Source organism: Corynebacterium sp., from assembly GCF_030535495.1.
Classification (GTDB): domain Bacteria; phylum Actinomycetota; class Actinomycetes; order Mycobacteriales; family Mycobacteriaceae; genus Corynebacterium.
In genome coordinates this window covers 1-11,627 of record NZ_JAUNRW010000070.1, presented here as the reverse complement: position 1 = coordinate 11,627, position 11,627 = coordinate 1, and the positions used below count along the sequence as shown (strand labels likewise).

General features: G+C 68.5%; 14 protein-coding genes. 12 read left to right on the top strand and 2 right to left on the bottom strand.

From position 1 onward, the window contains the following. From Q4F73_RS08860 to tsaE, 4 genes are all read left to right on the top strand, one after another. On the top strand, positions 1–743 hold a 743-nt coding region (locus Q4F73_RS08860), incomplete at its 5' end, for an SIS domain-containing protein (protein ID WP_303358991.1). Between the two features lie 6 nt (positions 744–749). Continuing rightward, complete coding sequence (locus Q4F73_RS08855; protein ID WP_303358990.1) at positions 750–1,814, top strand: maleylacetate reductase; 1,065 nt, start codon at positions 750–752, stop codon at positions 1,812–1,814. A 54-nt stretch (positions 1,815–1,868) separates the two neighbouring features. Continuing rightward, positions 1,869–2,966: an alanine racemase gene (gene alr, locus Q4F73_RS08850; RefSeq protein ID WP_303358989.1), complete on the top strand. Its 1,098-nt coding sequence runs from the start codon at positions 1,869–1,871 to the stop codon at positions 2,964–2,966. After that, positions 2,963–3,445 carry a tRNA (adenosine(37)-N6)-threonylcarbamoyltransferase complex ATPase subunit type 1 TsaE gene (tsaE, locus tag Q4F73_RS08845; protein ID WP_303358988.1) on the top strand — a complete coding sequence of 161 codons (483 nt, stop codon included), beginning with the start codon at positions 2,963–2,965 and terminating at the stop codon, positions 3,443–3,445. Before alr ends, tsaE begins: the two co-directional genes overlap by 4 nt. Here tsaE and Q4F73_RS08840 read toward each other — a convergent pair whose 3' ends face one another. Both Q4F73_RS08840 and Q4F73_RS08835 read right to left on the bottom strand, forming a co-directional pair. Beyond that, the gene (locus Q4F73_RS08840; protein ID WP_303358987.1) at positions 3,446–3,910 is read right to left on the bottom strand and encodes a hypothetical protein; all 465 of its coding nucleotides are present in this window, start codon (positions 3,908–3,910) and stop codon (positions 3,446–3,448) included. It lies immediately after the preceding gene. A 151-nt stretch (positions 3,911–4,061) separates the two neighbouring features. After that, positions 4,062–4,817: a hypothetical protein gene (locus Q4F73_RS08835; protein ID WP_303358986.1), complete on the bottom strand. Its 756-nt coding sequence runs from the start codon at positions 4,815–4,817 to the stop codon at positions 4,062–4,064. A gap of 444 nt (positions 4,818–5,261) precedes the next feature. Here Q4F73_RS08835 and Q4F73_RS08830 point away from each other — a divergent pair, with 444 nt between their 5' ends. The 8 genes from Q4F73_RS08830 to groEL all read left to right on the top strand — a co-directional run. Beyond that, positions 5,262–6,875 carry an aspartate:alanine exchanger family transporter gene (locus Q4F73_RS08830; RefSeq protein ID WP_303358985.1) on the top strand — a complete coding sequence of 538 codons (1,614 nt, stop codon included), beginning with the start codon at positions 5,262–5,264 and terminating at the stop codon, positions 6,873–6,875. 71 nt (positions 6,876–6,946) lie between these two features. Continuing rightward, positions 6,947–7,432 (top strand): hypothetical protein, encoded by a 486-nt coding sequence (locus Q4F73_RS08825; RefSeq protein ID WP_303358984.1) that lies wholly within the window; start codon positions 6,947–6,949, stop codon positions 7,430–7,432. Positions 7,433–7,447: 15 nt separating this feature from the next. After that, on the top strand, positions 7,448–8,107 hold the full coding sequence (gene tsaB / locus Q4F73_RS08820; RefSeq protein WP_303358983.1) for a tRNA (adenosine(37)-N6)-threonylcarbamoyltransferase complex dimerization subunit type 1 TsaB: 660 nt from the start codon (positions 7,448–7,450) through the stop codon (positions 8,105–8,107). After that, positions 8,107–8,568 carry a ribosomal protein S18-alanine N-acetyltransferase gene (gene rimI, locus Q4F73_RS08815; RefSeq protein ID WP_303358982.1) on the top strand — a complete coding sequence of 154 codons (462 nt, stop codon included), beginning with the start codon at positions 8,107–8,109 and terminating at the stop codon, positions 8,566–8,568. The genes tsaB and rimI overlap by 1 nt, the downstream gene beginning before the upstream one ends. 13 nt (positions 8,569–8,581) lie before the next feature. Then, a complete protein-coding gene (gene tsaD, locus Q4F73_RS08810) occupies positions 8,582–9,619 on the top strand; it encodes a tRNA (adenosine(37)-N6)-threonylcarbamoyltransferase complex transferase subunit TsaD (protein WP_303358981.1) in 1,038 nt (345 codons plus the stop codon). Between the two features lie 91 nt (positions 9,620–9,710). Continuing rightward, positions 9,711–10,142, top strand: a complete 432-nt coding sequence (locus tag Q4F73_RS08805; protein ID WP_303358980.1) for a hypothetical protein — start codon at positions 9,711–9,713, stop codon at positions 10,140–10,142. Between the two features lie 154 nt (positions 10,143–10,296). Beyond that, positions 10,297–10,596, top strand: a complete 300-nt coding sequence (gene groES, locus Q4F73_RS08800) for a co-chaperone GroES (protein WP_085549482.1) — start codon at positions 10,297–10,299, stop codon at positions 10,594–10,596. A gap of 19 nt (positions 10,597–10,615) precedes the next feature. Continuing rightward, positions 10,616–11,627: chaperonin GroEL (groEL, locus tag Q4F73_RS08795; RefSeq protein ID WP_303358979.1), on the top strand; the 1,012-nt coding region annotated here is incomplete at its 3' end.

The window sequence follows — 11,627 nt, the reverse complement described above, 5'->3', positions numbered from 1 at the left end:
CGAAGGTCCTGGCCGTGTGCAACACCAACGGCTCCCAGATCCCGCGTGAGTCCGATGCCGTCCTCTACACCCACGCCGGACCCGAGATCGGTGTCGCCTCCACCAAGGCGTTCCTGGCGCAGGTCGCCGCGAACTACATCGTCGGCCTGGCTCTCGCCCAGGCCAAGGGGACGAAGTACCCGGATGAGATCGCCGAGATTTGGGCTGCCCTGGAGGAGATTCCGGCCAAGATCGAGGAGCTTCTCAATATCCGGGAGACCATGGCCGGCATCGCCGATGAACTCGGCGCCGTCAAGACCATGCTCTTCCTCGGCCGCGGCGTCGGCTTCCCCGTCGCCCTGGAGGGCGCGCTCAAGCTCAAGGAGCTGGCCTACATCCACGCCGAGGGCTTCCCGGCCGGCGAACTCAAGCACGGCCCGATCGCCCTCATCGAGGATGACCTACCGGTCGTCGTCGTGGTGCCCTCCCCGCGGGGTGTGAAGCTGCTGCACTCCAAGATCGTCTCCAACATCCAGGAGATCCGCGCCCGCGGCGCGAAGACCATCGTCATCGCCGAGGAGGGCGATGAGGCGGTGCGCGAGTTCGCCAACTACCTCATCGAGATCCCCGCGACCTCCTCGATCATGCAGCCCCTGCTGGCCACCGTGCCGCTGCAGTTCCTCGCCGCGGACATCGCTCGCGAATGCGGTAACGACGACATTGACAAGCCGCGTAACCTGGCGAAATCCGTCACCGTGGAATAGGTCCGCATGAGCCTGCAGTTCACCCATGACACCCTCGCACAAAGGGTCATGCTGGGAGCCGGGCGCGCCGCCGAGCACCTGGCCGCCGAGGTCGAGCGTCTCGGCGCCGCCCGGATCATGGTCATCGCCACCCCCCGCGGGCTCACGCAGGCCCGCGAGGTGACTGCGCTTATCGACGTCGCCGTCTGGCACACCGACACCGCCGAGCATGTACCGGTGGAGGTGGCGGAGCGGGCGCGGGACGTCGCCAAGCATCATGACATCGACCTCATGGTGGCCGTGGGTGGTGGATCCGTCATCGGCCTGGCGAAGGCCGTGTCCCTGGACGCCGGTATTCCGTCGATCGCCGTGCCCACCACCTACGCCGGGTCCGAGGGCACGAATGTGTGGGGTCTGACGGAGAACGCGCGCAAGACCACGGGTACCGATGACCGGGTCCTGCCGGTCACCGTCATCTACGATTCCCACCTCACGCTCAGCCTGCCGGTCGAGCTGTCCGTGGTCTCGGGGCTCAACGCGCTGGCCCACTGCGTCGATTCCCTGTGGGGTCCGCGCGCCGATCCCGTCAACGCGGCCCTGGCGACGGAGGGGGCCCGGGCGCTCGCGGAGGGCCTGCCGCTCGTCGTCGCCGATCCGCAGGATATCCACGGGCGTGACCTCACCCTCTACGGCGCCTACCTGTCGGCGGTCGCCTTCGCGTCCGCCGGGTCCGGCCTGCACCACAAGCTCTGCCACATCCTCGGCGGCACGTTCGGCCTGCCGCATGCGCTAACCCATGCGATCGTCCTGCCGCACGTCCTCGCCTTCAACGCGCCGTATGCACCGGACGCGGAGCGCCGCCTGGCCACGGCACTGGCGGCTCCGACTGCCTGGGAGGGGCTGGCTCGCCTCTACGCGCTTCTCGACGCCCCCACCTCCCTCAGCCCCCTCGGCCTCATCGCCGCCGACCTCCCCGAGGTGGTGGACCAGGCGCTGGCCTCCGTGCCCGCGAACAACCCGCGGGCCCTGACCCGGGACAATCTCACGCAGCTCCTGACCGCGGCCCTCGGTCCGGCACGGGATGCAGGGTGAGCGTGGGGCGGGCAGGTCTGACCACGGGTCACCGGGAGTGGCACAATAACAGGCATGAATCTTCTCACCACCCGCATTGATCTGGATGCGATCGCCCACAACACCCGCCTGCTCAAGGACTTGGTGGGGGATGTGCTCCTCATGGCGGTGGTGAAGGCCGATGCCTACGGCCACGGGGCTGCGCGCGTCGCACAGGTCATGGCGGAGCACGGTGCCGACCGCTTCGGGGTGGCCACCCTGGAGGAGGCGGTGCGGCTGCGGGAATCGGGGGTGAGCAAACCGATCCTCGCGTGGATCTGGTCGCCGGAGCAGGATGTCGCAGAGGCGCTGTCGCTCAACATCCGGCTCGGGGTCCCCTCGGTGGCCCACGCGCAGGCGCTGGTCGACGCCGCCGTCCCCGCGCGGGTCTCCGTCAAGGTCGACACCGGCCTGCATCGCTCGGGGGTGGACGAATCTGAGTGGGAGCAAGTCTTCACCCTGCTGCGCGATGCCGAGCACCTCACCGTCACCGGCGTGTTCTCCCATCTGGCCTGCGCCGATGAACCGGACAACCCCATGAATGACCGCCAGGCACAGGACCTGGAGCGGGCGATCACCCAGGCCCGTTCGCTGGGGCTGGAGGTACCGGAGAACCATCTGTGCAATTCGCCGGGCACCCTCACCCGCCCTGATCTGCACCATGAACTCGTCCGCGTGGGCCTGTCGATGTACGGGCTCTCGCCGATCGAGGGTGTGGATCCCGGGCTGCGCCCCGCCATGAGCTGGATCGGCCGGATCCTCACCGTCAAACCGATCGCGGCGGGAGAATCCACCTCCTACAACCACACGTGGACCGCCCCGGAGGACGGCTGGCTGGCCGTGGTCCCCGCCGGATACGCCGACGGTGTACCCCGGGCCTGGCAGGACAAACTGCAGGTGGGTATCGGCGGCAAGCGCTACCCGCAGGTGGGGCGCGTGTGCATGGACCAGATCGTCGTCTCCCTGGGCCAGAACGAGTTCGGGGTGCAGGCCGGTGATGAGGCCGTGCTCTTCGGGGAGGGCGGCATGAGCGCCACCGAGCTGGCCGCGGCCACCGACACCATCAACTACGAGATCATCTGCCGGCCCACCGGGCGCACCGTCCGTGAGTACGAGGGAGGCATCGAGCTGTGAGCATTCCCCCGGAAGGCACCCGCGAACTGGCCACGGCCGCCGACACCCAGGCATTCGCCGCGGAGCTGGGCCGCTCACTGCGGGCGGGTGACGTGGTCATTCTCGACGGCCCCCTGGGCGCCGGCAAGACCACCTTCACCCAGGGGCTGGCCCGCGGTCTGCAGGTCAAAGGGAAGGTGACCTCCCCGACCTTCGTCATCGCCCGGGAACACCGCTCCCTGGTGGGCGGGCCGACGCTCATCCACCTCGACGCCTACCGCCTGCTCGGGGAGGGATCCTCCGGTGATCCGCTGGGGGAGCTCGACGCCCTGGATCTGGACACCGACCTCGCCGACGCTGTCGTCGTCGCCGAATGGGGCGGGGGACTGGTGGAGCAGATCGCCGAGCGCTACCTGCTGGTGCGATTCGACCGTGAAACAGCCGTGATCCGCGACCCTTCATCAGAGGCGCGGATCATCAGCTGGGAGTGGGTGGAGTAACTAGCCGACGACCAGCTTCGCCGCCTGCACGTAATAGGGCTCGGATTCGCGGCCGGCGTTGAGGCACGTGAAGGAGCGGTGTTCGATGCCCCCGGCGGCATCGTCGTAGACGTAGAGGATGGGCTCCGCGCCGAGGCGGGCGAACGTCGCCCGCAGGGGCTGTGACCCCAGGGCCCGGGTCAGGGCCGGGGTGGCGTCGAGGTGGGCGTCGAAAAGCGCGCAGATCTCCGTGAGGCGCGGAGTCTGCAATGACAGACCGCAGGACACGGGGGACCAGCGGTGCACGGGTGACAGGCTGTCGTCGCCGCCGAGATCGGCGAGGACGCTGAGGGAGGGGACGAGGGTGGTTCCGGAGCGCACCAGGGTGGCGCCGTAGATCTTGTCGCCGCGGAGGCGGTCGGTGTGATGCTCGAGGGTCTCGACTAATGCGGTGGACAGGACATGGCTGAACGATTCGATGGTCATGGTTCCTCCTGGGGTGAGGCCGAGCACACCACACCCTAATCGCCTACCGTCCAGCGCGCTCAGTGAACGCAGCAGCCGCCCAGAACGCCGCGACGCCCCTGCTCTCTTGTCGAGGCAGGGGCGTCGCGGTGTGCTTTAGAGCGGGTGGTGCTTAAGCGCGGCGACGGAGCAGGAGCATCGCGCCACCGGCGACGGCGAGGAGTGCGACCGCCAGGGCACCCAGAACGCCGCTGGTGCCGTTGTTGGCCAGCTGGACCTGCTGCGCAGCCGGGGCCGGGGTGACCTCAGCGGGGGCAGCCTTGGCGGCTGCGGCGGGGGCGGCCGGTGCTGCCGGGGCGTTGAGGGCCTGCTGTTGGGCGATGGCCTTGTGGTCGATGAAGTTGGCGGCGTTCTCGGACAGGACCTGGGACTGCGCGCCGTCAACGTCGCCGTTCTCGTTGTCGTGGCCGGTGCCGTCGACCGCGCAGGGGATCTCCTCGCGGTCCTTCCAGGTGCGGGTCTCGGTGATCTCTTCCTCGACGACGGTGAACGGGAGGACCTCGGTCACCTGGTTCTTGTTGTGGCTGAAGTGGTACACGGTAGCGGTGTACTCGCCCACCGGGGTGTCGGCCGGGATCGAGGCGGTGACGGTCCGCTCGGCGGTGTTCGGACCGGTGGACTCCGGACGCTCGAAGGTCCAGCCCTCCGGGCCGGTGATGTCGCCGACCGGCCACTCGCCGTCGCGGGTGGCGTGCTCTGCGACGGAGCGGGTGCCCACGACCTCCTCCTCGGTCATGGTCTTCTCCACGTAGCACTTGTCACCGGACTTGATGATCTCGCCGGTGCCTTCAGCGAGGGCGCTGGGGGCGTGGAAGGGCAGGAGGATGAGGGTGGAGCCGACGATGGTGGCCGCAATGCGCTTGTTCATCACTGTGTCTCTTTTCGTGGATCGGGGGTCCGGAAACATGCGGACACTTGCTGTGGGACCAAGGCTATAACAGTCAAGTTGAAGTTGAGACTTTAGACTTGTTTGGCGGGCAAATCCCCTTGATGAAACCCACTGCAGACCCCCATTACGGGGGTAATTTGCCGCAACGGCAGGGGCGGTACCATGCGTAAGTTACTGAAGTGATTTGAGTGACATAATCAAAGATCGCACGTGGAGAGGGCCCGACCATGCCCGAATTTGCCGGATTCGGGCATGGTCGGGACAGGGGAGGGGTGGCGCTTCGAGCGGCGCTCACGCGTCCCCAGGCAGCCGATGGCGGAGATCACCTATCAGAGGATGATCACGCGGCGCGGCATTACGGGGTGGAGCAGGTCCCTGCGGCACGGCTTGCCCCCATCCGCCACCGGGCGTTCAATGGGCCACGTGTTGGATTTCCTCGCCGCCCAGCCCCTCGTCGCACTCATCGCGATCCTCACCGTCGGTCTCGCCCTGGGCAAGATCCGCGTCCTGGGTATCTCGCTCGGGGCGGCGGCGGTGCTCTTCGTCGCCCTCGGTGTCTCCACCGCGAACCCGGACATCCAGATCCCGCCCCTGCTCTATCAGCTGGGTCTGGCGATGTTCGTCTACGCCATCGGGCTGAGCGCCGGCGCGGCGTTCTTCGCCGAGTTCCGCACCCGCGGCTGGCGGCTGACGCTGTTCATGGTGGTGTTGCTGGCCACGCTGGTGGGGGTGTCCTACGCGGTGATCCGCCTCCTCGGGCTCAGCGATCTCATCGGCGCCGGCATGTTCGCCGGCGCGTTGACCTCCACCCCCGGCATGGCGGCCATCGTGGACATGGTCGAGGGTGGCGCGCTTATCGACGCCTCCCGCGCCGGCGAGCCCGTCATCGGCTACTCCCTGGCCTACCCGGGAGCGGTCATCGGTTCCATCCTCGTCGCGGCCATCGGCGCGCGACTCCTGCGGGTCGACCACGTCGCCGACGCGACAAAGGAGGGACTGATCATCGCGCCCCTGCAGTGGGACGGTGTGGTCATCGGCCCCGGCATCGAGGGCACCATCGCGCAGCTGCCGACCTTGGCGGACGCGGAGATCATCGCCACCCGCATCGTCCGCGGTCCCCTCGACCACACCCTCGCCGCCCCGACCGACCGCCTCCACGAGGGGATGGTCCTGCTCATCAACGGCACCCGCGAGGCCATCGAGAAGGCCCAACGCACCCTCGGCCAACCCACGCAGGTGGGCATCGAGGGCACCGACCTGGTGTACAAGCGCATCACCGTGTCCAACCCGCGGGTGGTGGGCCGCCGGATCGCGGACCTGGACACCGTCAGTGCCGGGTTCCAGATCGCCCGCATCCGGCGCGGTGACGCCGAGGAGGTCCCGCACCCCGAGGACGTCCTCAACTACTCCGACCGCGTCCGCGTCGTCACCCCTCCCAACCGCATGGCCGAGGTCCGTGCCTTCCTCGGTGACTCCGAGCGCTCACTGGCCGCCCCGGATCTGCTGCCCTTCGCGCTCGGCCTGCTGGCCGGCCTGCTGCTGGGCTCCATCCCTCTGCCCCTGCCCGGCGGTTCGGTACTCTCCCTCGGATTCGGTGGCGGACCGATCGTCGCCGGGCTCATCCTCGGGGCCCTGCACCGCACCGGGCCGGTGACCTGGACCATGCCCTATCACGCCGTCAACACCCTGAGCACGCTGGGACTGTCCCTGTTCCTGGCCGGCGTGGGGACCACCGCCGGGGTCGGATTCAAGGAGGCGCTCACCGATCCCTCCTCGTTGACGGTCATGGCCGCGGGCCTGTTCATCACCGTCGCCTCCGCGCTCATCTGTGCGGTGGTGGGCATGGTGGTGCTGCGTCTGACCTGGGATGAATCCATGGGTGTGGCCGCCGGTGCCACCACCAACCCGGCGATCATCTCCTACCTCAACGGGCAGACCGGTACGGAGCTGGCCACCCGCGGTTACGCCACGGTGTACCCGACGGCCATGATCGGCAAGATCGTCGCCAGCCAGATTCTCCTCCTGCTGGTGCTGTAGGTCCAGCACCATCCGCGGTTCAGGGAGTACGGTGGCCTAGTCTGATCACCCACCCTGCTAGGAGTCATCCCGTGCGTCTGTCCACCACCGGCCGCTACCTCATCGCCATCGCCATCGTCGCCTGGATCGGTGTCCTGGCCCTGCTCATCGGCATGCGCGCCGGGACGGGTGCGGAGACCCGCTTCGCCACCTCCGGCGCCCTCGAGCGCGGTGTCGCCTCCGCCGAGGCCAACGGGCAGGCAATCGCGGGCCTGGTCCCGCAGGATCTCTACGGCGAGGAGTGGGTGGCCGTCGCCGTCATCTGCCCGTTCGAGAGCGAGGAGGGTATCTCCCGTCACTACGACGTCGACGCCTCCGAACTCAACCTCGGCAGCTCCGGGGTGCCGGAGGACACCAACTACCTGCTGCTGCGTTCGGCTGACGGCGGTCACGCCTTCGACCGCATCGACCGCTCCGACATCGACCTGTGCTCGGTGCAGCTGGGTCAGTACATCGACGCCCGCGCCATGCTGCCGCTGGGCGCCAACGAGCACGGCGGTTGGGAACTGCTCAACTAGCACTAGGCTGGTGTCGTGCTTGTACTGGCGATCGACACCTCCACCCCCGACCTGGTCACCGGCCTGGTCGACACCACCACCGGCCGCACCTTCGACCGGGTGATACCCGGCACGCGTGCGCACAACGAGCAGCTCACGCCCACCGTGCGTGCCGTGCTTGCCGACGCCGCCGTGACGTTCCCCGACCTCGACGCCGTCGTCGTCGGTTGCGGTCCCGGCCCGTTCACCGGCCTGCGCGTAGGCATGGCCTCGGCCGCCGCCTTCGGCGATGCCCTGGGAATCGCCGTCCACGGGGTGTGCTCCCACGACGCCATCGCCCGTCGCCTGCCCGCCGGTCGGCAGCTGGTGGCCACCGACGCCCGCCGCCGGGAGATCTACTGGGCCAGCTATGAGGACGGGGTCCGGCGGTTGGGGCCGGGCGTCGATAAGCCTGCGGAGCTCGAGGTCCACGGCATCGACGTGATCTCCGTGCCGGAGCACCTGGCCGCCCACCTGCCCGCCGAACTGCAGGACCTGCCGCGCCACGATCTCGCCCCGGACGCCGCCTCCCTGGTGGCCGTGGCGGATCTCGAGTCCATCCCGGACCCTCTCGTCCCGCTCTACCTGCGCCGCCCGGACGCGGTGCCCCCGAAGCCGGTGCCCCGCTCGGCGGCCATCCCGGACGTGGAGCTGTAATGGAGATCCGCCGCCTGAGCTTCGAGCACGCCGCCCGCTGCGCCGAGCTGGAACAACAGCTGTTCCCCGGGGACAACCCCTGGCCACGGGATGTTTTCGTGGTGGAGTTCGCCCAGCCCACCAACCTTTACCTCGGGGTCTTCGACGGCGATGATCTCCTGGCCTACGGCGGTATCGCCCAGCTGGGGCCGCGGCACGACCCGGAGTTCGAGATCCACACCATCGGCGTCGATCCGCGGCATCGCCGCCGCGGGTTGGGCAGGTTGCTCATGGACCAGTTCATGGCGTTGGCCGACCGGCTCGACGGGGAGATCTTCCTCGAGGTGCGCACCGACAACGCCGCCGCCATCGCCATGTACGAGGCCTTCGGTTTCCACACCATCGGGGAGCGGAAGCGCTACTACCAGCCCTCCGGGGCTGATGCGTACACGATGAAAAGGCCCTCGCTCAGCGAGCGGTAGTACCCTCATAGCCATGATTGTCCTGGGTGTGGAGACCAGTTGTGATGAAACCGGCGTCGGCATCGTCGAGCTTGCCGACGACGGCCAGGTGAGCATCCTCGCCGACACCGTCGCCTCCTCCATGGAGGAGCACGCGCGATTCGGCGGCGTCGTCCCGGAGATCGCCTCCCGGGCCCACCTCGAGCAGATGGGTCCGGTGATGCGGGCGGCGCTGGCCGAGGCGGGCGTCGATAAGCCGGATGCGGTGGCGGCCACCGTCGGCCCGGGCCTGGCCGGCGCGCTGCTGGTCGGGGCATCGGCCGCCAAGGCCTATGCCGCCGCCTGGGACGTGCCCTTCTACGGGGTCAACCATCTCGGCGGGCACGTGGCCGTGGCCAACCTGGAGGGCGAGCCGCTGCCGCACTCGGTGGCGCTGCTCGTCTCCGGCGGACACACGCAGTTACTCGAGGTGGAGGCCGTGGGCCGGCCGATGCGGGAGCTGGGTTCCACGCTTGACGACGCCGCCGGCGAGGCCTATGACAAGGTCGCCCGCCTCCTGGGGCTGGGGTATCCGGGCGGGCCGGTCATCGACCGGCTGGCGCAACGCGGTGACCGCGCGGCCATCGCCTTCCCGCGGGGGCTGATGAAGAAGTCCGACTCGCGCCACGACTTCTCCTTCTCCGGGCTCAAGACCGCCGTGGCCCGCTACGTGGAGGCCGCCGAGCGGGAGGGGCGGGTCATCTCCGTGGAGGATGTGTGCGCGTCCTTCCAGGAGGCCGTGTGCGATGTGCTCACCCTCAAGGCGGTGCGCGCCTGCCGGGATGTCGGGGCGAAGGTGCTCCTGCTCGGTGGGGGAGTGGCCGCCAACTCGCGGTTGCGGGAGCTGGCGGGGCAGCGGTGCGCGGCCGCCGGGATTGAACTGCGGGTGCCCCGCTTTGCGCTGTGCACCGACAACGGCGTGATGATCGCGGCCCTGGCGGCCCAGCTCATCCACGAGGGGGCCGACCCCAGTGAGCTCAGCGTGGGGACGGATCCCTCACTCGAGGTGGAGACCCCGCTCGTCGCCTCCTGATCGCCTCCTCCTCGCGCTGCGAGATGGGGCGCGCGGGTTTAAGGTGTGCGTGACCTGTCTGCCCGTCATCCCGACAACCAGAGGAACGCACATGATCACCGGATTCCTGGTCCGCCCCGACCTCACCCACAACATCGTCGAATTCGAGCTGGACTCGGCAGCCCAGTTCCTCGGCGGCATCAGCCAGGACCGCGTGGCCGTGGCCTTCCAGGAGGACGGCAGCGACTACGCCGCCCTGTTCAACCCCGATGCCAAGGTCCGTGGTGCCGAGCCGAACCCGGTGGCCTCGCTGGGCCGCAACGCCGCCGCCACCGGCGACGCCTCCTTTTTCTCCGATCCCACCGCCGCCATCTCCGGCACCGTCATCTTCGTCGGCGCGGAGGGCGAGGACATCAGCCTCGACGACATTCGCCGCGTCAAGGACGGCATCCGTGCCGTGCGCAACTACCAGGAGGACCAGCCGCAGGAGTTCCAGCTGTGGCGTGCTGCCGTGCTCAACCTGGGGGAGTTCACCGTCGACTAGACGGTTGGCAGCCGTGAATGTTGAGTGCTGGCACTCGCAAAGGTAGAGTGCCAGTCAGGTTGTTCCACCCACAGTTGTTCACCCGCGACGACGGCTGTGCTGGCACCACAACCGGCACATAAGAAGATCAACTCATCTTTCACGGAGGAAAATCGTGGCAAACGTCAACATCAAGCCGCTCGAGGACAAGGTCCTGGTTCAGATCGTCGAGGCCGAGACCACCACCGCTTCCGGCCTGGTCATCCCGGACTCCGCCAAGGAGAAGCCGCAGGAGGCCACCGTCATCGCCGTGGGCCCGGGCCGCACCGATGAGAAGGGCGAGCGCGTCGCGGTCGACGTCAAGGAGGGTGACACCGTCATCTTCTCCCGCTACGGCGGCACCGAGCTGAAGTACAACGGCCAGGAGTACCTGCTGCTGTCCGCTCGTGACCTGCTCGCCATCGTCGAGAAGTAAAGCGGGGTAGTACAGCCACATGGCTAAACTCATCGCATTCGATCAGGAGGCCCGCGAGGGCATCCAGCGCGGCGTGAACACGCTCGCCGACGCCGTCAAGGTCACCCTCGGCCCGCGCGGCCGCAACGTCGTCCTCGACAAGGCCTTCGGCGGCCCGCTGGTCACCAACGACGGTGTCACCATCGCGCGTGACATCGACGTCGAGGATCCCTTCGAGGACCTCGGCGCCCAGCTGGTCAAGTCCGTCGCCATCCAGACCAACGACGCCGCCGGCGACGGCACCACCACCGCGACGCTGCTCGCCCAGGCACTCATCGCCGAGGGCCTGCGCAACGTCGCCGCCGGTGCCAACCCGGTCGAGCTCAACAAGGGCATCGCCCACGCCGCCGAGAAGACCGTCGAGCTGCTCAAGGCCCGCGCCACCGAGGTGTCCTCCTCCACGGAGATCGCCAACGTGGCCACCGTCTCCTCCCGCGACGAGGTCGTCGGCGAGATGGTTGCCGGTGCCATGGACAAGGTCGGCAAGGACGGTGTGCTCACCGTCGAGGAGTCCCAGTCCATCGAGTCCACCCTGGACGTCACCGAGGGCATCTCCTTCGACAAGGGCTTCCTCTCGCCCTACTTCATCACCGACGTGGACACGCAGCAGGCCGTGCTGGATGACGCCCTGGTGCTCCTGGTCCGCAACAAGATCTCCTCCCTGCCGGACTTCCTGCCGCTGCTGGAGCAGGTCGTCGAGTCCGGCAAGCCGGCGCTCATCATCGCCGAGGACATCGAGGGCGAGCCGCTGCAGACCCTCGTGGTCAACTCCATCCGCAAGACCCTGCGCGTGGTCGCCGTCAAGGCCCCGTACTTCGGTGAGCGCCGCAAGGCCTTCATGGATGACCTGGCCGTGGTCACCTCCGCGACCGTCATCGACCCGGAGGTCGGCGTCAACCTCAACGAGGCCGGCCCCGAGGTCTTCGGCTCCGCGCGTCGCATCACCGTGACCAAGGACGACACCGTCATCGTCGACGGTGCCGGCACCGCGG